Genomic DNA, 23,676 nt, shown 5'->3' with positions numbered 1-23,676 from the left:
GTATTTTATAGGTACTTTTCAGACAGCTTTATTCGTATTATCATAAAAATCATGAAAAAAATCACCTTACTGCTACTCTTTATTTCCTTTATAAGTTTTTCTCAGCAACAAAATGCTACATTTTCTATATCGCCAACCTCTTTTGAAGAAACAGAAGAAATTACGATTACAGTTTCTAATATAAACCCCTCTATTTGGGGAACTGCAGATGTCTATCTATGGACTTGGTCTTTTGATATTAATGATAAAAATATTGCGGATGCTCCCAATAACGGTTCTTGGACAAATTCTAGCGAAGCTCAAAAAATGACAAAAGTGAACAATAGCACTTTTTCAATTACTTTTACTCCAACCACATTTTATAACAGAACTAATATGGGTAGAATTGGCATGTTGGTAAAAGCGAAAGACGGAACAGGAGACAAAAAAACACAAGACAATTTATTTGAGGTTGGTAAATTTCAGGTAATATTAAATACACCTTCAACAAATACTTCTATTGTAAATGCTGGCGACAACCTCACCATTGCTGCAACTGCAACATTACCATCGAACTTTAACTTAAAAGCAAACGGAACAACAATAGATCAAAAATCTAATATAATAACCTACAACTTCTCTCCTACGCTATTGGAAAACACCAATTTTGTGTTAGAGGCAACAAATAACGGAACAACAATAAATAAAGAATTTACTGCCATTGTAAAGCCTACTGTTGTTGAAGCTGCTGTACCTGCAGGAATGAAAGATGGAATTAATTTAAATCCTTCAGACAACACAAAAGCAACCTTGGTTATATATGCACCAATGAAAGAATTTGTACATCTTATTGGAGATTTTAACAATTGGACCATCAACAATAATTATGTATTAAAAAAAGACGGAGATCGTTTTTGGATCGAACTAACGGGGCTAACTCCAAAAACAAATCATCTCTATCAATATCTAATAAATGGTGAACTAAGAGTTGCAGATCCGTATGCTACAATTGTTTTATCAGAATATGATGATCAATATATAGACGCAACAACCTATCCAGATTTGGCTTCTTATCCTACAGGGAAAACAAACCATGCTGTTACATTATTAAGAACTGGAGATGATCCTTACAATTGGCAAATAACCAATTTTACGAAACCCCAAAAAACAGATTTGGTTATTTATGAACTTTTAATCAGAGATTTTGATGCATTACACAGTTTCGATGCTGTAAAAGCAAGGTTAGATTATTTACAAAATTTAGGGATTAATGCCATCGAATTTATGCCTTTAAACGAGTTTGACGGAAACGAATCTTGGGGCTACAATCCTTCATTTCACATGGCTTTAGATAAATATTATGGCTCCAAAACTGCTTTTAAACAATTAATAGATGAATGTCATAAAAGAGGAATTGCTGTTATTTTAGATGTTGTGTATAATCATGCATCTGGGCAAAATCCTTTTTATAGAATGTACAATACAGACAACGGTGGTTATAGTGGTCAAGCAAGCACAAATAGCCCTTTCTTTAATGCAACAGCAACACATTCATATAGCGTGTATAACGACTTTAATCATAGCAAGCAAGTAACGCAAGATTATGTAAAAAGAACAGCGCAATATTGGTTAGAAGAGTTTAAGATTGATGGTTTTAGATGGGATTTAACAAAAGGATTCACTCAAAATTGTTCTGACGGTAATGAGAGTTGTACCAATAGTTATCAGCAAGATAGAGTTGATATCTTAAAAAAATATGCAGATTACCAATGGGAAATAGATGCTGATTCGTATGTGATTTTTGAACACTTAGGAACTAATAGTGAAGAAACACAATGGGTGAATTATAGACTCAATGAAGGAAAAGGAATTATGCTTTGGGGAAAGCATAATGGCAATTATTCTGAAGCTACAATGGGTTTTCACGATGGTGGAAAATCAGACTTTTCTTGGATTTCTTACAAAAATAGAAATTGGTCTGTACCTGCAAATGTGAGTTATATGGAAAGCCATGATGAAGAACGTCTCATGTATAAAAACTTAGAATTTGGCAATTCAAATGCTTCCTATAATGTTAAAAATCTAGCTACAGCTTTAGACAGAGTTGAATTAGCTGGCGCATTTTATTTTACAATTCCAGGTCCAAAAATGATTTGGCAATTTGGTGAATTAGGGTATGACGTTGGTATAAATGAAAATGGTAGAACTGGCAACAAGCCTATTAGATGGGATTATTTTGAAGAAGCTAACAGAAGAGACGTATATAAAACCTATTCTAAATTAATTGAATTAAAATTAAAATATGAGATTTTTAAAACCTCTAATTTCACTTTAGACGTTGCAAATACAAACGGTTTAAAGAAAATTCATTTAACAAATTCTTCAGCACCCGAAATACAAAATATTGTAGTTTTAGGAAACTTTGGCATTACAACACAAAACATCAATCCTTCTTTTCAACAAATTGGTATTTGGTATGATGTATTAGATGAAAACTCGAGCCGTATAGTTACAGATACCCAAGCAACAATTTCTTTAGCACCTGGCGAATTTAAAATATTTGGAAACCAACCTGCAACACTTTCCATTGATGATGTTGTTTTAGAGGATACTATTATTAACATATATCCAAACCCCACTTCAAGCTTTTTTTCAGTATCTAAAGAAGTTTTAGAGGTTCGAATTTGTGATATTACTGGAAAGCAAGTAAAAAAATATACGAAAGAAAATATAGATACAAATCAATTTTATATTGCTGGTTTAAACCATGGAATTTATTTTGTTAAAATAAAAGATGCCTACAATAAAATAATTACTAAAAAGCTAATTATAAATTCATCTAAAAATAAATAGTAAAGCATTGTCATCAATTAATATTTAATCATACTCATAAAAAATCACGAAGTACTCAACTACTTCGTGATTTTATTATGAATTCCTTAATTGTCTAGTTTACAGTATAAATAACTTTTTAATTGAGTAAAAAATAGTATGTTTGCAGAAGATCCCCCAAGATCTTATTTGCTAATGTAATCTATGAACAAAACGTTTAATAGAGTTTTTGAATTTGGGGGAATTCAATACTCAACAAAGAACAAAACAAAAAAAGTTATAACAACAACTTTACTTTTGTTTTTTATCACTTTTTCACATATTTCTTTTTCACAAACAATTGCTGGTACAGGTTCTGCTATAAATATATGTGGTAACTGTACACCTTCTGGTTGGACAGACACCGGTGGTACACCAGACATTTCAAATAGAACAAATGCAGGTGGACAAGGTAGTGTTGGTGGCGGTGCTTCTTGGGTAAACACTTTACCTTTACCTCCTACTGGAGACCTAACATGGATTTCTTTGAGAGACATTGGAGATGGAACAGATCCAAATGGTGTAGAAGAATCGATAAGGACAACTATGAGCGGTTTGGTTGCAGGTAAAGTCTATCGTTTAAATATCTACACCCTTACTACAAAATCTAACAATGACGGTTCTAGCCCTACAGGAAGTTATTATGCAGGAAATTATATGGAAGAATTCGATTATGAAATTGAAGGCTTCGGTAGACAACCCATCAGAAAAATACCTCAAGATGTTTGGGGCACAAAATCGGTAATTTTTATAGGAAAACCATCTGGTGGAAATATGGAATTATCATTTTATCCAGGAACAGATGCCATATCAGGCGGGTTTCCTTATGAAGGCTTACAAACGATACAAATAGCTATTGAATTAAACGCATTAAAAGAACTAGATTCAGATAATGATGGTGTACCAGACTTTGATGATGTAGATGATGACAATGATGGTATTTTAGATATAGATGAGACTACATCTGGCGGCATTATGTACGATCCTTTTGGTGATGAAGATAATGACAAATTGCCTAACTATTTAGATGTTCGAGATGATAATTTAAGCGCATCTCCAGATCCTGATGACACTTCAATAACAGATTATGAAGATCTCAATCAAGACGGAATCCCTGACGTCTATGATTTTGATGATGATGGTGTACCTAATCATTTAGATTTAGATTCAGATAACGATGGTATTCCAGACAATATAGAAGCACAAACTACCAACGGTTATATCGCTCCAAGTGGTGCCGTTGGTTCTGGTTTTACAGACGAAGATGGTGATGGTCTAGACGACAATTATGATCCTGAAATTATTGGTGGAACTGCTGGAACAGCTATCTTTCCAGTAAATTCAGATAGTGCTGCTATTACAGATAACCCAGATTATTTAGATTTAGATTCAGACGAAGATGGAGTCTCAGATACCATAGAAGGAAACTTAGTTTTAAGTAGAACCATTGGTATAAATGGATTAGACAGCACACATGACAGTGGTGGGAATTATAAAGATGTAAATGGTACTTTTGACAACACCCAAACAGATAATTTTCCAGATGATGGAAATAACGCAAACTTAGGGCTACCTAATGACGTCAATTGGAGAGACATTTCAATAGCTGGTTTCTTAGATACAGATCTTGATGGTGTTCCCAATAATATAGATAAAGATAGTGACAATGATGGTATTAGAGATTATTTAGAAAATTGCTTAGATTATAATGCAATAGTAACATCACAGACTGGCATTGTAGATAGTGCTAATTTAACAGGTGTTCCCGATGAAAATTTTGCGCAAATAAATACCAATGGAAATATTTTTGTTTTAGATTTTGGTGAACAATATCCTGCAGGAACTCAATATCAAATTACTTGGAGAAAAAAACCAGGACAAACGGGCACAGCAATTCCTGTAATTAATGAATCTGTTGATAATGCCACATATACAAACAACCCAAATGCTCCACAATCAAATCAAACAGCTAATTTTCAAACAGACATTATAACGTCAACTTCTGCCTTTAGGTATCTTCAAATAACAAAAGCAAATCCACCAAGTGTTACAGATTTTGAAGTAGATGCTATTGGTATCTTAGATACGAATAATTGTAATAACGACGTAGATGGAGATGGAACAAGTAATTATTTAGATTTAGATTCAGATAATGACGGTATTCCAGACAATATAGAGGCACAAACAACAATAAATTATATAGCTCCCACAACTTTTACTGATTTAGACAATGATGGTTTAGATGACAATTATGATGGAAATGTTGTTGGAGGTACTTCAGCAACCTACATAAATCCTACAAATACAGATGGTACTGATGCTGTTGATTATTTAGACCTAGATTCAGACAACGATGGCACACCAGACAGGTTAGAATCAAATTCAATCTTAGACGGTACCTATGGTATAAATGGTTTAGACAGAAATTTTGAAAGTTTAGATAATTATTCCGATGTAAACGGAACCTATGACAATACACCGTTTAATGACTTCCCAGACAATCCTTCTGGAGATGAAATAGATTGGAGAGATGCCACATCTGTTTTTTCTGATAATGATGGTGATGGCGTCGAAGATTTAACAGATTTAGATGATGACAATGATGGTATTTTAGATTCCATAGAATTATGTAATGCTAGTTCAGTGACAACATCTAAAGCCACTATTACTATTAATATCGATTTAGACAGTTTTGAAGAGGAAACTACTTGGACATTAGCCCCTAGCGGTGGTGGTGCAAACATAGCTTCTGGTGGACCATATAATAATGCTAATGATGTAATTAGTGTTCCTGTAGAAATAACCAGTACTGGTACGTATGTATTTACAATTAGTGACTCATTTGGTGATGGTTTAAATGACAATTCTGATGGTGATAACGAAAACGGTACAGCTTCTTATAGTGTTTTTCTAGATGGTAGTTCTGTGTTTGCAAGTGGAGCCAATCCCGTTTTTGGAAGTGGTGGATCTGCTGCTACTGTTAATATAAATGTAAATTCATTAACAACAACTACAAAACCTGCATGTTTAACAGCAGACCCAAGTCTAGATTCAGACAATGATGGTATTTTAAATTACAAAGATCCAGACTATGCTGCAGCAAATGGCTCTACCATCGTAAATGGTGTAGTAGCTAGTTTAGACACAGATGCTGATGGTATTCCAAATTTCTTAGATCTAGATTCAGACAATGACGGAATTCCAGACAATATCGAAGCACAAACCACTTTAGGATATGCTGCACCAGATGGCGTGTATGATGCTAACGGTGTTGATACAGAATATATTGGTGGTTTAACTCCAAGAAAAACAGACAACGATTCAAAACCAGATTATTTAGATATAGATTCAGATGATGATGGAATATTAGACAATTCCGAAGCAGGAATAACACTTTCAGGAATTTATGGGAATAATGGATTAGATAATGACTACGACAATGGTGATAATTATAATGATGTAAATGGAAGTTTTGACAATTCGCAATCAGATAATTTCCCAGATGCAGATGGTGACGTTTTTAATGCTGGTGATGTAGATTATAGAGATGATACGTTTACGACTGATTACGATGATGATGGCATTAGTGACGAGTTCGATTTAGATGATGATAATGATGGTATTTTAGATGATATTGAAATTGGTGCTTGTACTCCCTCAGGAAGCCCTATTTTTATTTGGGAAACTTTATATGACACGAATCCCAACAGTACAGTAATAGATCAAGGAGATGATCCTATTTTAGCAGACAATACAAAAAAAGTCAATAATGTTACTGTAACTTTATCAAGAACTACAACCGTTGCGAGTGAAAGTGAATATCGCATTAATGATGCTACCACTACCAATAGTTCTTATACTTTAAATCAAGGAGCTTCAGCAAGTGCCGTTTCTAGACATCGATTGGTGTTTAGCGCACCCGTTTATGGAGTTTCTTTTACCTTGTATGACGTCAATCAAGATGTAGCAACAACCGCTACAGATCAAGTTCAAGTAATTCTCACAAAACAAGATGGTACTACTTATGAATTAGCTACAACAGATTATACATTAGGCACTACAAATACCTTGATAGCAACCAATACTTTTCAAGGTACAGGTGCAACAAGCTCGAATATTGTAATTAATCCAAATAATACCATTACTGAATGGATTACACAAATTCAGATTATGTACGAAAATGCGAGTACTGGAAGCTTAACAGACAAGCAAGATATTGCCATTGGTGATATTTCTTTTTGTACGCCTTTAGATACTGATAATGATGGAGTTTCCGATTTTAGAGATTTAGACGCAGATAATGATGGTATTCCAGACAATATAGAGGCACAGTCTACTTTAGGGTACATTGCTCCTACGGGTAATTACAGTATTTCAGGCATCGATTTGGCTTATGATACAGGTTTAACCCCTGTAAATACAGATGGTGATGCAGTTGCAGATTATTTAGATTTAGATTCAGACAATGAAGGCGACTTTGATATTGTAGAATCAGGCAGTGGGTTAACAGACCTAGACAATAACGGTGTTGCAGACGGTGTCCCTGCAGATTTTGGTTTAAATGGATTGATCAATTCTTTAGATGACAATGGTGTAAGTAATGCTGATGGCGATGGTCTAGGTGAAGGTGATGGCGATAATTATAAAGACGTTAATGGAACTTTTGATAGCTCACAAAATGACAATTTTAATGATGCTGACTCAGATGTAAATATTGGAGGAGATCTAGATTACAGAGATGCTGTAGTTGGCGTAGATACAGATGGTGACGGCATTGCAAATACAAATGATATTGATGATGATAATGATGGAGTTCCTGATTATGTAGAAAATCAAGGCTGCGACTCACCAATAGCAAGTTTTGTAACTTCGCCTCAAGCCTATTGGACCTTAGATAATACATTAAATGATGGTATAAATTCATTTGACGCTGGTTCTGGCACTGCTACACCAATTTTTTCAACAGATGCAATTCAAGGAACTCATTCAGCAAGTTTTGATGGAAATAATCAAGAAGTAAGGTATAGCATAGATGGTGGCTTTATGGAATCCTCTTACAGGGAAATAAGTTTTTCTGCTTGGATTAAACCAACAAGTGTATCAGGGCAAACTATAATTTATGAAGAAGGTGGTGGTACACATGGCTCAATTTTATGGATAGATAATGGTATATTAACGTATTCTATTAGAAAATCTAGCAATCAAAGAAATATTGCTCATCCAACTTCGTTATCTGTAGGCTTGTGGCATCATGTTGCTTCAACTTATAATAATGGCGTTTTAACCGTTTATTTAAATGGTGTTTCAGCTACTTTTGATTCAGGATTTACTGATATTCCATCACATTCTGGAGATGGTGGTATAGGCGGTTCAATAGCAAATAACAATTCTGCGGGTATTAACACTGGTAATTCTAATTATTCAGGTTTAATAGACGCTGCAAGGTATTCCAATGCAATTGTTTTTTCTTCTGCAGATATAAAAACAGAAGCGACATTAACGGGTTGTGATAATGATGGTGATGGCGTTCCAAACAGTTTAGATATCGATGCTGATAATGATGGTATTCCAGACAACGTAGAAGCACAAACAACTTTAGGTTACGTTGCTCCTTCTGGTGCAGATACAGATAATGACGGTTTAGACGATGCCTACGATACTGATTGTGCTCCTTGTGCTGGTGTTACAGGTGTCAATTTATCTTCACCTAATAATCATGATACAATTGATACCCCAGATTATTTAGATACAGATTCAGATAATGATGGCAAACCAGATATCGAAGAAAATGGAGATTCAAATGATGTTATAAGTGGCATAGACACAGATGGAGATGGTTTAGATGATAATTTTGAAGGAGCTAATAAAAATGATGGGTATGATGTAAATGATGAAATTAACAATCCTTCTGTAAATTTACCAGATGAAGATTCTGATATAAATACTACAGGAGATGTCGATTATAGAGATGATACAACAGGTGTAGTTACTCCAAGTACAGCAGGTAACGTTTTATGGTTGCGTGCAGACATCGATGTTACAGGAACCACAACTGTTACACAATGGGATGACCAATCTGAAGGCAATTTTATTGCTACAGGAGCATCTGGCGTAGCACCTTCTAAAATTGACAATGGTGTAAACTTTAACCCTACTATTAATTTTGACGGAACAAATGATAGAATGAGAATTCTTGATGGTATATTGGGGGGAACTAGCTATACGAATCTTTGGACATATTTTGTTATCAACCCAAACACAGCAACCACCAATGGAATTGCTTACGAAACAGTTTCTGGTGGAAATTATGTTACGGGTATTTTTTCTGGTGATGTAAATCAGCAAATTGGTAATGGTAATACAAACCATTCAGAAGTAGTACCTAATTTAGTGGGAGAATTTGGTTTGTATACCTTAGGTTCAACAAATACAGCAGGTTCAGCTCCTTCAGGAACCAATCAAGCTATTTCTAAAAACGGATCAGTTTTAGGAACACAGAACCAAGCAATTAGTTTTAATGGTTTGGACGATAATTTTGATTTAGGAAGCATTAACAATGCTTCAGATTTCTTTGATGGTCAATTAGCAGAAATCATTATTATTAATGAAACGCCTTCTCAATTAAAACAGCAACAGATAGAAAGTTATTTATCCATTAAATATGGTATTACGCTATCTAATGACGCAGATGGTGATGCAATTATTAATGAAGTAGTTTCTGGAGCTATTAATGAAGGTGATTATATCTTACAAGATCAATCAACCAAAATTTGGGATTCTGAAAGTGCTTTTCATTTTGATGTTGCTGGCATTGGTAGAGATGATGCGATGGTGCTAAATCAAAAACAATCGAAGTCTATAAATTCAGATGCCATTATTACCATTGGTTTAAAAGCTATCGCTAACAATAATGCACTAAATACAAATACGTTTACGGCTAATAAGCATTTCTTAGTTTGGGGGAATAACAATGGTGTTATTAACACAACTACTGAAACAGAATTAATTTGTGCTCCAGAAAAAACCATTGGTAGAACTTGGAAAGTTGTTGAGAATGGTAATGTGGGCAAAACTCAAATTACAGTTGATAGAACAATAATTGATAATTCACTTACAACAAACAATACACTAAAAGTGTTTAAAGTTGCAGATGATGCCTCTTTGACCACCAATGTAGAATACATTCCTTTAATTGCTTCCACTATTTTAGACCCTTCTACAAATGTTTATACAGTAGATTATAACTTTGAAGGTGTAAAATATTTTACTTATTCAGAAGTTAACGGTATTTTCTGGCAAGGAGATATTGGAGATTTTGGTGCTTGGTCTGGTGGTAATAGTATCATTACTGCGGGTGTTCCAAGTAGAGCGGTGGCAGATAGAGACAAAGTGATGGTTATAGACGCCCAAACCTCAGGTAAAAATGCTTTACTTACAGAAAACGTAGAAGTAGAATGTGTCTGGGTAAAATCTGGTTCAAAATTAATGATTCCAAATGAAAGATATTTAGAATTTGATGAAGATTTTATCTTAGATGGTGAAGTAAGATTGCAAGGTGACGGGCAATTATTGCAAACTCATATTGGTTTGTCTAATGTAGAAGGCGTTGGTAAATTATTTAGAGATCAAAAGGCAGTTGTGCCAAACGTATACCGATACCATTATTGGACTTCTCCTGTAAGAGAATTAAGTTTAAATACCTTTAGAGTTGGGCAAGTGATGAAAGATGGAAACACGCCAACATCAGAAACCTCGCCTATTACAGACATCAATTTTGTTTCTTTAGATCAAGCGGGTATTCCTAATAGAGGATTAAATGGTGCCGCTGGTATTGCTGGTGTTACCCCAATTACCATTGCAAATTACTGGATTTATACAAATTTAAATGATCCAGCAGCAGACAATGAACAATCTGCAAATTATGTTAGAAAAAAAGAAGACGGTGCCATTAGCAGAGCAAGAGGCTACACAATGAAAAGTACTGGAGAGAGTCCACAAAATTTCACCTTTGTAGGAACGCCTAATGATGGTTCTATTAGTTTTCCTATAACAGGAAATACAGCTAGTTTGGTAGGAAATCCGTACCCAAGTGCTTTAGATGCAACCGATTTTATAAACACCAATATAGATGCTATAGAAGGTACCTTGTATTTCTGGGAGCATACAGGAGAAGATACAGAACCAGAGGGTATTTCTGGGCATACTTTTGCGGGCTATTATGGTGGCTATTCTCAAAGAAATTTAACCATGGGAATTGCAGCAAACGGTGTGCCAACAGCAAGTGCTTTTGTGTATGATTGGGCAACTGCCATAAATAATACAACGAATGTTACACAAACTGTAGAAGGTATAGAAGCTAAAGTAACTTTCTCTAACAATACCATTGTATTAGATGCTAATGCAGCCAGTGTAGGTGGTACAACAGCAAACATCATTGCAAAATCAGATGGAAGCACAGATACTTATGATATCACAGTAACTTTTGATAGCAGCGTGAATTTAAACACTATATTTTTATACAATGATGCACCTTCTTTTCCAGCTTCAGACCCTACAGTTACATTAACTCCTAACAACTCCCAGACAGTAAAGACGCAATTATTATCGGGTAATTCAGGGCAAGAAGTTATATTGAATTGGTCAGATGTTAGCACTTTTACAATCACTACAGACAGGCCTTATAATTTAGTCATAGATAATATTGAATTTACAAAAGGTGGTTTGCCTAGTTTAGGAGACGGAACGTATCATGCACCTAATAGATACATTGCGGTAGCACAAGGATTTTTTGTAAGAGCAGATACAGATGGAGGAACGCTAAGATTTGAAAACTCGCAAAGAAATTTTAAAAACGATGATTACCTTGGCAATAACGGAACTTTCTTCTTTAAAACTGAAAAAAAGAAAAAAGTCAATAAAAGTCTAAATGAAAATGAAGAGGAAATAGATTTACTACCAGTATTAAAATTAGGTTTTAACAGAACTACTTCAGACTTTGTAGCCTTACACAGACAAATAGGAATTTCTTTTAGAAGAGGCAATTCATTTGGGTATGAAAATGGATATGACAGTGAGATATTTGATGTTGGTGAGAATGATCTGTATTGGCAATTTCCTGAACTGCAGGAAAGAAAACTAGTCATTGCAGGAGTCGCTGAAATTACAGACAAACTAGAAGTTCCTGTGACCATTGCAGTGGGTAATGATGATGTAAAATCTATTCAAATTGATGAAATTAGAAACATCACTAGAGATGTGTATCTGTTAGATAAATTAACCGATACCTATTATACATTAAATAAAGATCCTTTAGAATTAACAATTGCTGAAGGCATCTATACAGATCGTTTCTTTATCACATTTGGGAAAAAGACAACTTTATCTGTAGATGCTAACAATCCTTTAAATAAAGAACTAACCGTATTTATGGATAATGGTTTAAAAGAGATTGTAATTCAGAATAGCAATTTACTTCAAATTAAAGAAGTAGCCCTCTTTAATATCTTAGGACAAAAAATAAATACCTTTAAAAACCTAGACAATACTCCAGTAAACAGGTTAAAAGTGAATAAACTTACTGCAGGTATTTATATTATCAATTTCGAAACTGCTACTGGCAAACTGTCTAAAAAAGTAGTTATCGAATAATAATTTTTTATAGAGGTTAGTAGTTAAATACATACTAAGTGCAAATTTTAAAATACTGTTTATTAGATGTTTGAATTATTGGTTATTGTCTGTTCGAGACCCGAGAAAAAAATTTTTATCAAGCGGTTGGAATGACATGAATTAGTCTATAAAATATAAACCCCGAAGCATTTAGTTGCTTCGGGGTTTATATTTTCTGATAATATGATCTAAATTTTACTCTTTTTTAGATTTCGTTCTTCCGAAAAACAAAATATAAGCATAACATAAAATGGTTAAAATAAAAGCACTTTTAAATCCGAAACCATCAATTAAACTTCCAAAGAAAAAAGGAATAATTGCGCCACCAACAATTGCCATACATAACAAACCAGAAGCTTGCGCTTTTAGATCTCCTAACCCTTCTAAACTCAAGGTGAAAATTGTTGGAAACATTATTGAATTGAACAAACCAACAGCTAAAATAGACCACATAGAAATTAGACCCGAAGTATTTATAGAAATTAAAATCATTGCAATGGCTAAAAACGCAAAAATACTCAACACTTTTCCTGGAGACATTATTCTAGTTAAATAGGCGCCAACAAAACGCCCAATCATAGCGCCTCCCCAATAAAATATAACAAAGATTCCTAATAAAGATTTTGGGTCAGATCCTGAAAACGTTTGATTAAAAAAACTGGCAATTGTATTGGCAATGTTCATCATGCTTTCATTTTCTGCAACTATGACTGCTAGATTCATATCAGCAAAATAATTTACCAAAAAACTACCAATAGAGACTTCTGCTCCAACATACACAAAAATCCCTAAGGCTCCCATGAGCATTAATTTGTTCTTTAGCAATGTTAAATAACCTCCTTTTGGAGTTTCTTGCATTACTTTAGGTAGATTTATAAAAGCAAATACAACAGCTAAAATAGCAATGGAAATAGCAATCAATAAAAAAGGCGTTTGTACGGTTGTTGCTTCTGCAACATAATAGTTTGTTTTATCTATTTCACTAAGTAGTTTAATTTCATCAGAAGTTTTTACAGAATCGCTTAATAAAAACAAAGCACCAACTACAGGTGCAATGGTTGCTCCTAAAGAATTAAATGCTTGTGACAAGTTTAAGCGACTACTTGCTCCCTCTTCGGTTCCCAATAAAGCTACATAAGGGTTTGCAGCAACTTGCAGAATGGTAATTCCACCTGCTAAAGTAAAATATCCAATTAAAAAGACAGTAAACGTTCTGTATGCTGCGGCTGGATAAAACAGTAAACACCCCAAAGACATGGTTAATAAACCCAATACAATTCCTTTTTTGTATCCAATTTTAGATAAGATAAAACCTGCTGGTAACGAGAATACAAAAAAAGCAACAAAAAAAGCAAATTGTACTAAAACTGTTTTTGCATAAGACATTTCAAAGACGTCTTTTAATCTAGGTACTAAACTGTCTACTAGCACTGTGATAAATCCCCAAAGGAAAAATAAGGTGGTTAAAAAAATAAAAGCACTTTTGTAAGATTTGTTGTTTCTAGTTGTTGACATAGTTCTAATTTATTAAATTATTATTTTATAGTAATTCTCAGGACGTTAAGAAGTTTTTATTTTTAGCATAGCACTGTGATACTAAAAACCCAATTCCATAACCGAAAAACTGAGTGAGAGAAGTAATGATACTCAAAAAAGCAACTTTTAAATTTTTATTTAAAAGTAAAGAATCTATAAAAATTGCAATGAAATAGACCAAATAAAAATATAGAAATTGATGATATCCAAAAAAAGCCCAAACAGAATTTACAATTAAAAATAAGATAAATAAGCTAGGAAACCAATACGTAATTTTAGCAGTCTTTGGATACTTTTTATTTAAAATAGGTCTTGCTGTTCCAAAACCATAGGTTTGTTTAAGAAACTGTTGTAGACTGCTTCTACGTTTATGATATACAAACGCTTTTGCAATTAATTGTGTTTCGAATTCGTTTTCCCATAAACGAAAGGTTAAGTCAATGTCTTCCCCATTTTTCATTTTAGAAAAACCTTGTGTTTTGCTAAATGCTGTCTGCGACAGCCCTAAATTGAAACTTCTGGGTTGAAATTTTCCAACGGCTTTTTTCTTTCCTCGAATTCCACCAGTTGTTAAAACCGAGGTCATCGAATAATTCATCGCTTTTTGTAACGAAGTAAAACTCTCATGCGCAGCATCTGCCCCACCAAAAGCATCTGTAAAATTAGTTGCTAATGCTTTTTTTACTTCAGATAGGTATTGAGGAGGTACAATAACATCTGAATCTAAAATAATAAAATAATTGCCCGTAGCTTTCTGCATTCCGAAATTACGGCTTGCTCCTGCACCACTGTTTTCTTTAAAAAAATATTTTAAATCAAGTTGGTGTTTGTAGGTATTTACAATTGCTTCTGAAGCATTATCAGAACCATCTTCAATAATTAAGACTTCAAAATCATCAGAGAAATCTTGTTGGGTTAAACTTTCTAGCAACTCGTCAATTTCTTGTGGACGGTTGTAAACGGGAATTATTATGGAAAAATTAAGTTTCAAAGTTTCAAAGTTTCAAAGTTTCAAAGTTGAATGACTTTTAAAACTTTCTATCGTGTAAATGTAGAAAAATAAAAAAAGCCGTAAGTTTTTATTTCGAAAAAAATCCCGACTTTAAAATATGAATAAATCTTTTAGTTTTTGAAAAATTAGCAAACAAATTTTAGCCCTGATTGAGCGGTTTGTTTGAGCTCTTTTGAGGAACGAAAAAAGCGAGTAGCGAAAGCAGGAAATAGCTTCAAATAAAATAAAACCTTTCGACTCCGCTCAAGGTGACATTCTGTTAAAACTATTCAAATTTCTCCATAACTGCATCGCTAACGCCCATGTTTGAGAATCCACCATCGTGAAACAGGTTTTGTAAAGTAACTTTCTTTGTCAAATCTGAGAATAGAGAAATGGTATAGTCTGCACAATCTGCTGCAGTGGCGTTTCCTAACGGACTCATTTTTTCTGCATACGCAATAAAACCATCAAAGCCTTTTACGCCACTTCCTGCTGTGGTGGGTGTTGGAGATTGAGAAATAGTATTTACACGTACTTTGTAATCTCTACCGAAGAAATAACCAAAACTACGTGCAATAGACTCTAAATAGGCTTTATTATCTGCCATGTCATTATAATCGGGAAAAACGCGTTGTGCTGCCATATAGGTTAATGCAACAATACTCCCCCACTCGTTCATGGCTTTTTTGTTGTATAAAACGTTCATTGTTTTGTGAAAAGAAACTGCGGAAACATCCCAGCCTTTTGTCGTGAAATCGTATTTTGGATCTGTATAATGTTTGCCTTTCCTCACGTTTACAGACATCCCAATGGAGTGTAAAACGAAATCGATTTTACCACCCAAAATCTCCATCGATTTTTCAACCAAATTTTCTAAATCTTCTATAGAAGTTGCATCTGCAGGAATTATTTGAGAACCCGTTTTTTTAGCCAAAACAGCCAATTCGCCCATTCTCATGGCAATGGGTGCGTTTGTCAACACAAATGCTGCACCTTCTTCATGTGCTCTTTCTGCAACTTTCCAAGCAATAGAATGTTCGTTCAACGCTCCGAAAATGATGCCTTTTTTTCCTTTTAATAAGTTGTACATGACTAGAATTTTAGTGATTAGTATTTAGTTATTATTCTGATTATTAAGAATCTATTAGAATAATTATTTGTAAATATTCTACTATTTTTCATAAGTAGCTAAAAGTTCCCTTTTGGGGATTTAGGGGCTACTCAATAGTTCTTTTGCGTGTGTTAAAGCGGCATCTGAGATATCTTTTCCGCTCAACATTTCTGCAATTTCTACAATGCGTTCATCTGTGGATAATTGTTTTAAATTGGTGGTGGTTATTCCTTTAATTTCGTCTTTGTAGACTTTATAATGGTGGCTTCCTTTTGCTGCAATTTGGGGCAAATGCGTAATGGCAATTACTTGCATATTGGCACTCATTTGTTGCATAATTGCAGCTATTTTGTTAGAAACTTCGCCAGAAACTCCAGTATCTATCTCATCAAAAATAATGGTGGGCAGTTGTGTGTTTTCTGATAGTATTTTTTTTACAGATAGCATAATTCTCGATAATTCTCCACCAGAAGCTACTTTTTTCAGTTCACCAAAACTACCCCCTTTATTTGCTGAAAAGAGGAATTCTAATTCGTCTTTTCCATTTAAAAAGTAATTATTTGTAGGTTTTATATTGATGGAAAAACGCGCATTTGCCATTCCTAAATCTGTTAATAGCAGTTCTAGCTCTTTTGTTAGTTTGGGTATTGCCGTTTTTCTTGCCTTCGCTATTTTTTCTGCTACAATATCTAGTTTTTTTGAGATGTTTTCGATTTCCTCTTTTTTCTTATTCAATGCATCTTCTGCAGATTCAACTTGTCGCACTTTATCAGACAAATCTTCAAAAACTTTTAACAATTCTTCATTAGAATTTACATAATGTTTCTTTTGAAGATTGTATAAGAGTTGCAATCTGTCGTTAATTTCTTCGGCTTCCGTCGGATTAAATTCTACATTCTCATTGGCATTTTCTAATTCAGCAACTATATCATCCATCTCTATTTTTACAGAGGTAATTCGCTCTAATAGATCTTGATATTCTTTTGAAAAAGGAGCAATTTTAGAGAGTTTAAATGCTAAAGAATTTAATAAATTTTGAAGTCCGATTTCTTCATTTACAGAAATTTCTAAAGATTCTGATAAATTCAGTTGGATATCTTCAATATTATTTAGCTTTTCTAAACTAGTTTCTAAGGTAGCTTGCTCATCAACTTTAATGGCTGCTGCTTCTAACTCAGTAAACAAATGCAAATTATAATCATATTGCTGGTTCGCCTCTCTTTGTTGAGTTTCTAGGGCAATTAACGCTTTTTTTAACTGACTTAACTGACGAAACCCTCTTTGGTAAGAGGCAATTCGCTCTTGGTTTTTAGCCAATGCGTCTAAAATAGCAAATTGGAATTTATGATCTGACAATTGCATCGTTTGATGCTGAGAATGCACATCTATTAATTGTGTTCTAAGTTCATTTAAAACCGATAATGTTACTGGAGTATCGTTTACAAAAGCTCTAGATTTTCCTGAAGGTAGAATTTCTCTTCTAATAATGGTTTCTGCTTCGTAGTCTAAATCTACTTCTTTAAAAAAATCTTCTAAATTGTAATTAGCAATGGCCAACTTTGCTTCTACAATACATTTATGTGAAGTATCTTTTAGAGAAGACAAATCGGCTCTATTTCCTAGAACCAAGCCTAAAGCACCTAATAAAATTGATTTTCCAGCACCCGTTTCCCCAGTAATGATAGACAATCCTGATGAAAAATCGATACTTAATTGATTGATTAAAGCGTAATTATGTATGGATAATTGTGTGAGCAAGTTCTCTAATTTTTAGAAGTTAAAATTAGTGAAAATTATTTTTATTAAACCAACTCTTTCCAATAATCACTATAAAAATTTGAAGTTTCTAACAATTGCTGATGACTTCCTTGAATATCAGTTGTACCATCTTCTAAAACATAAATTTTGTCTGCTATTTGAGGTAGTGAGTGCAATCTGTGAGAAATGAAAATAATGGACAATTCAGATTTTAGCCTCTTTAATAAGTTTAGCACAAATTTTTCTGTTTTTCTATCCATTGCTGATGTAAATTCATCTAATAGTACTAATTGAGGCTTTTTATACAAAACTCTCATGAATGCAATGATTTGTTTTTGACCACCAGATAAATTAATACCTTCTTCTCCTAAAATTGTAGCAAATCCTTGGGGCAAACTATTGATAAATTCAGTAAATCCGTATTCTTTACAAAACTTCTGAATGTTTTCAGGTGTATCTTCTTTGCCTAATAGAATGTTAGATACTACATTACCACTAAATATGGTAATATCTTGTGGAATAACACCTATAATATTACGCCAATCTTCTGTATCTACTCTAGGTAGATTATGCTCATTGTTGACGATTATTTCTCCATTTTCAAAAGGATAAAATTTTTGTAATACTTGCCCTAATGTACTTTTACCACTTCCGCTTTCACCAACGATTGCGATATATTCATTTTTATTTACGGAAATATTAATATTTTTAAAGAGTTCTTTTCTACCTGCAAAACGAAATGAAAGATTTTTAATTTCTAAAGAATTAAATTTTGATATATTGATACTTCCTTTATTTTCTTCTTCTATGGATGTAAATTCGTACATTCTGTTAAATGCTACTTTAGCTTCCTGAATCTCAATATTAACTAAAGCTAAATTTGAAGTTGAAGCCATTAACATACCTACTAATTGTAAAATTGCGATGATTACACCCGCTGTTAATTCATTATTTAAAACTAAATAAACACTATAACCAAGTGTTCCTATTATAAAAAAATTTGAGATTAATTCACTTATTGTTGCATAGTTTAGACTTAAACGGTTTAAATCATAAATTGCATTTTGAAACAATTTATAAATAGAGTTTGTTTCTTTTGCAAAAAAAGTTTCTTTGTTATTATTTTTAATAGTTTCTACTCCTTTTATAGTATCTATATAATTACTTTCATTTCTAGAATAGGACTGCATTACCTTTTCTTGTTGTTGTTTTATTTTTGGACTAAAAAAAAGAACAACTACTGTTAGTAAAGGAATCCATGATAATGTAATATAGCCTAGAGTTGTATTGTAATTAAATATTGCTATTGAAACGATTATAACTAATAATATATCTATTACTATACTTCCAATTATTTTTGAAATAGTTCTTTGAATTCTACTTGTATCGTTCATTCTTGCTACCATATCTCCAATTTTTCGAGTGTCGAAAAACATTTTTGGCAGTTTTAGTAGATTATTATAAAAAAAGTGAATTACTCTTATATTATAACTTTTAGTTTGACGTATTAAGAATAAACCTCTTAAATAACCAAAGAATACTTGGATACTAAATAAGAAAAATAATAGACAAATACTTGCTGTAATTTTAAAGCTGTCATTTGAAGGTAACAAAACATCTATTAATTTTTGAGAATAAACAGCAGTTGCTAAACTTAAAATTGCTAAAATAATTCCTAAAAATAAGGACATTGAAAGTAAGTTTAAATCTTCTTTTACATACTCATATATCCATTGCCATTTTTGTTTACTCTCTACTTCTTTCTTTAAAAGTTTTTCTGTTTCATTACAAAGTAATAAGGCTTTAGATTGCCAAATAGATCCTAGTTCATTTTCATTGATATATTCTATTTTAGAACTTGTAGGATTACTGATTAAAAACTTTCCCTTTTTATAATCATAACCAAAACAAACAATAAAATGCTGTAATTTTTCTTCAAAAAGGGTGTGTAAAATAGTAGGGATTTTATTTTTTTTTAAAGCTTCTATTGTTGATTCGTAGCCTTTAATTTCTAACCCTATTTTATTACCACATTGCATTAAGCCAAGCATAGTTGTACCTTGTTTTGTAGTACCACTATATTCTCTTAATTTTTCTAAAGAATAATTACTATTGTAATATTTTAGAATTGTCTGTAAACAAACAACACCACAATCTGATTGGTCGTGGTGTTTTGTATGATTTTTTTTAAAGTAATTATTTTTCATAAACCAACAACTCTAAACTAACAGCCATATTATATTTTGAAATATCAGGAACATTTTTATAATATTCATCTATTTTAATCCACTTATTGTTACCGAAAACAGTTTTTATAAAAGAGGATGATATTATATTTTTTCTTTTTTTATCTGTAAACATAAACGCAGGCAGTATGTTTTTAGTTTCGTTTAAAACGTTTCCATTAATGTCTAATTTACCAATCATTTCTACTGCAACAAAAACTCCCTCTACAGGGAAATTAACACCAAATTTTTCTACATTAATTTCTATAATATCTTTTGAGTCTTGATTTATACTTATGATTACTGGTTTTTTTAATAAAGATACACCTGGTTTGTTATTTATATTAGAATATAAATTAACTCTAAAAATATTGTTAAAAGATAATTTTTTATTTTTCACCAAAGTTTTTTTTCCAATTGGTAAAACAATTTTTTTTATTTCAGAGTTGTTAATTTTTTTTGAATATTTTATAAGTGTAGTTAATTCTGTTTTGGGTTTGATAAACCAAGATAAATTCTTTTTCTTTTTTACGAAGCCAATGGTTTTTTCCTTATGTTTATTTTTTTCTATTCTAATTTCGTCAAGTACGTTTAATTTTGGATTTAAATAGATTATTTCTGAAGATTGTTCTGACAATTTTATTTTTCTTGCAGAATAATTTAGATGCGATATTTGAATACTATCTTTTTTTTCATCATTAATGAATTCTCCTTTTTCATTAGAGTAAACACCTTTATTTGTCTTTAAAAATTTGATTGCTACATATGGTATAGGCTCATTGGTATTAGAATCTATAATTATATATCTTTTATTTGAATTTTGTGAATGAATAAAAAATGAATTACTTAAAAGTAATATTATCAAATATTTTATAATTTTCATATAATTTAATTTTAATATTTTCAAGGATAGATTGACTAATCTACCCTTGAAAATTTATTGTTAATAATCTAGCAAGGATTGTCAGAAATACTTCTACGACTAACTCCTTTCACCCAGAAACGATAAGTTACCCTTTGTCGGTAATATGAACCGTCACTTAATTGTGAACACTGATTGTCTGAACTCCAAAAGTCTCCTCCTTGAAGAGTTGCTAATTTTTCTAAATTTAATTCTTTCATTTTATAGAATTTAAAATTATTAATAATATTTCCCATTTTTTGTGAAGGCAAATAAGTAAACCTTTTCTATCTAGACGTCAATTGATAGCTAACTAAAATTCATTTCCATAATTATAGCAAATACAAACCATAATAGAATACTTATACCATAAGTTCTTGCGGTAATTGAAAATGCTCTATTATATTTAATATTTAATATTTTGTGTATTCCTATTCCTAATATTATAATTAATATAACTTGTTCGATATTTATACTTGTCAATGATAATTTAATCCAAGGTGCTGTTTCTTCAACGTTTATAAAATTTGCTAAATTTAGCATGTCATTTACAGAGTTTATTGAACCTACTGTATATGTCCAATTATTTAATTTTACAATTGTTATAATTAAAAGTTGGCACACTAAAACAGATAGAAAACTGAGAGTAATTATATTTAATATATTTCTTAAACTTACCTTAATTTTGAAATATAAAAACCCAATATTTAGACAAAAAAACATTGCTATACTCTGAAGAAGTATAAAAACAAAATTTTCAACTAGATACACTTTAAATTGTTCTGTCTCATTATTCATTACCTCACTTTTAACTTCTGTTGTAGTAAATTGGAACAGTTTATCTATATAAGAAGTTATTAAATAATACTGCAATGCGAAAACAAGAATAATTAAAGTGAAGATTATGACTATATATTTTCTTTTCATTTCTTCTTTAATGAACAAACATTAAGATTAAGATCTAAATTAAAATTAAAAATAAATTCTAATATTGTTTTATAAATATAAAACAGAAAAGATAACAAGTCAATATCCAAAAAGTTATAAATTATTACTTTTTAGAGTCGCTGAATTCAGGGATACATATTCTAAAATTGCAGTTAATTGGTGCTTTTAAAAAACAAAATTTTATAAAGCTGAAATTAAAACTCACTTAATATAATAAAAAAATACACCTACTAAACCTTCACCAACAAAGACTTATTACTTTTTAGAGTACCTGAATTCAGGGTCAACTATCCCTGAATTCAGGGATATAAAAAATATACTGTTTTCAGGGATTGCGCCGTATACACATTTTCTTTATTTTTAAGAAAAAAAGGTGTCCCTAAACGCATAATAATAATAATAATAATGTATATGGAAACTATAATTGAAGAAAAGGTAAAAGGAATTATCGTTAAAATAAGAAACCTAAGACAACAAAAAGAATACTCTCAAGAATATGTTGGTGACAGATTGGGCATCGGGCAGGTTGCTTACCATAAGTTAGAAAATGGTAAAACAAAATTAAAACTAGCTGTTATTTTAAAATTAGCCGTAATTTTAGAAGTAGATGTTCATTGTTTTTTAGAATAATAATAGTGTATTAATTCAACTTTCTCCATTTAGCATTATTGTTAGGAGAAATTTTTCTTACCGTTTCTATCAAACGTTGTTTGTTTCTTGTTTTGGCATCTTCAGAATAGAGGCTTACAATTTCATCTGCTTTGGCATCAAAAAACAATCGAATTAAATAATTCCCAACCGTTTTATTATAAATAGCTCCCAATGCAATAACACTGTCTTCTACACTTTGTTGTGCAGATGACTTTGCACCTACTAAATTATCAAATCCTTTTCTATGGTAATTGTACAAAGTACTTCTGTAGGCTTTTAATTTTGGAGACAATAAATTATCAATCAATAAATACCTGTTTTGTTTTCCAACCACATTTTGCCAGGAAGAGAGTCCACTTTGTTGCGCTTGCAGCATTACATTTTGTGCTTCTTTTAACTCAGCATCTCCTCCGTTTAAAGCAAAAGTATCTGCATCTGCTCCTAAAATTACATGCACATAAAAAACGATGGTAGAAATCAAATTGCTATCAAAAGCGTTTTTATTGTAAATTAACGGATCAAATTCATTGTATTTAAAATTGAATTCGTTGTCTTTTATATTCAATATTGGCGAGGCATAGCTAGAATTGTATACAGGTCTTGTAGATTGTACTTGCAAGGTGGCTGTAAAATTATTATTGTTTCTAGAAGTAATCAACACCGTCATTGCGCAATTGATACGTTCTTCTGGTTTTACAACTCTATCTGTCCATTTTGTTTGATTGATATACTCATTCAACGCTTGTTGCAATGTGGTAAATACTTGCTGATTAGAACCTGCTATTTGATCTGAATTTACGGTAACCAAACAGTTTAATTCTTGAGCCTTTAGGCTTACAATTGAAAGGAATAGTAAGAAGATAAATATATATTTTTGCACTTTTTTGTTTTTACTGTCTGGTCGAGCGCAGTCGAGACCTCATTAAAACCTCTCGACTGCGCTCGAGGAGACATTACGTCATTCCAACCGCTTGATAAAAATTTTTCTCGGGTCTCGAACAGACTATTTACTGGCATTTGTCTCTCTTAATTA

At 32.2% G+C, this 23,676-nt stretch carries 12 protein-coding genes; 3 read left to right on the top strand and 9 right to left on the bottom strand.

The window, feature by feature from the left end:
- Window positions 1–51: 51 nt before the first annotated feature.
- Entirely contained in the window at window positions 52–2,832 is a 2,781-nt protein-coding gene (locus Q0998_RS06270) for an alpha-amylase family glycosyl hydrolase (protein ID WP_299667711.1), read from the top strand.
- 183 nt (window positions 2,833–3,015) lie between these two features.
- The gene (locus Q0998_RS06265; RefSeq protein ID WP_299667709.1) at window positions 3,016–12,498 is read left to right on the top strand and encodes a LamG-like jellyroll fold domain-containing protein; all 9,483 of its coding nucleotides are present in this window, start codon (window positions 3,016–3,018) and stop codon (window positions 12,496–12,498) included.
- 216 nt (window positions 12,499–12,714) lie between these two features.
- Here the strand turns inward: Q0998_RS06265 and Q0998_RS06260 are convergent, their stop codons facing one another.
- The 8 genes from Q0998_RS06260 to Q0998_RS06225 all read right to left on the bottom strand — a co-directional run bounded on the left by Q0998_RS06260 (window position 12,715) and on the right by Q0998_RS06225 (window position 21,842).
- The gene (locus Q0998_RS06260; RefSeq protein ID WP_299667707.1) at window positions 12,715–14,034 is read right to left on the bottom strand and encodes a sugar MFS transporter; all 1,320 of its coding nucleotides are present in this window, start codon (window positions 14,032–14,034) and stop codon (window positions 12,715–12,717) included.
- 37 nt (window positions 14,035–14,071) lie between these two features.
- Complete coding sequence (locus tag Q0998_RS06255; RefSeq protein ID WP_299667704.1) at window positions 14,072–15,046, bottom strand: glycosyltransferase; 975 nt, start codon at window positions 15,044–15,046, stop codon at window positions 14,072–14,074.
- A 286-nt stretch (window positions 15,047–15,332) separates the two neighbouring features.
- Window positions 15,333–16,139, bottom strand: coding sequence for an SDR family oxidoreductase (locus tag Q0998_RS06250; protein ID WP_299667703.1), 807 nt, complete (start codon window positions 16,137–16,139; stop codon window positions 15,333–15,335).
- A gap of 120 nt (window positions 16,140–16,259) precedes the next feature.
- Window positions 16,260–17,918, bottom strand: a complete 1,659-nt coding sequence (recN, locus tag Q0998_RS06245; RefSeq protein ID WP_299667701.1) for a DNA repair protein RecN — start codon at window positions 17,916–17,918, stop codon at window positions 16,260–16,262.
- Between the two features lie 44 nt (window positions 17,919–17,962).
- Window positions 17,963–20,125, bottom strand: a complete 2,163-nt coding sequence (locus tag Q0998_RS06240; RefSeq protein WP_299667699.1) for a peptidase domain-containing ABC transporter — start codon at window positions 20,123–20,125, stop codon at window positions 17,963–17,965.
- Window positions 20,115–21,026, bottom strand: a complete 912-nt coding sequence (locus Q0998_RS06235; RefSeq protein ID WP_299667696.1) for a carboxypeptidase-like regulatory domain-containing protein — start codon at window positions 21,024–21,026, stop codon at window positions 20,115–20,117. The genes Q0998_RS06240 and Q0998_RS06235 overlap by 11 nt, the downstream gene beginning before the upstream one ends.
- Window positions 21,027–21,094: 68 nt before the next feature.
- Window positions 21,095–21,301 (bottom strand): hypothetical protein, encoded by a 207-nt coding sequence (locus Q0998_RS06230; protein ID WP_299667694.1) that lies wholly within the window; start codon window positions 21,299–21,301, stop codon window positions 21,095–21,097.
- Window positions 21,302–21,353: 52 nt separating this feature from the next.
- Window positions 21,354–21,842 carry a hypothetical protein gene (locus Q0998_RS06225; protein ID WP_299667692.1) on the bottom strand — a complete coding sequence of 163 codons (489 nt, stop codon included), beginning with the start codon at window positions 21,840–21,842 and terminating at the stop codon, window positions 21,354–21,356.
- Between the two features lie 561 nt (window positions 21,843–22,403).
- On the opposite strand from Q0998_RS06225, the gene Q0998_RS06220 reads away from it, so the two are divergent.
- A complete protein-coding gene (locus Q0998_RS06220) occupies window positions 22,404–22,622 on the top strand; it encodes a helix-turn-helix transcriptional regulator (protein ID WP_299667690.1) in 219 nt (72 codons plus the stop codon).
- Window positions 22,623–22,632: 10 nt separating this feature from the next.
- On the opposite strand, the gene Q0998_RS06215 is transcribed toward Q0998_RS06220, so the two are convergent.
- Entirely contained in the window at window positions 22,633–23,523 is an 891-nt protein-coding gene (locus Q0998_RS06215) for a DUF4835 family protein (protein WP_299667688.1), read from the bottom strand.
- Window positions 23,524–23,676: the final 153 nt, after the last annotated feature.

The sequence above is a fragment of the uncultured Polaribacter sp. genome (assembly GCF_947501385.1).
In the GTDB taxonomy this organism is placed as follows: Bacteria; Bacteroidota; Bacteroidia; order Flavobacteriales; family Flavobacteriaceae; genus Polaribacter.
This window is presented reverse-complemented; position numbering and strand designations above follow the sequence as displayed.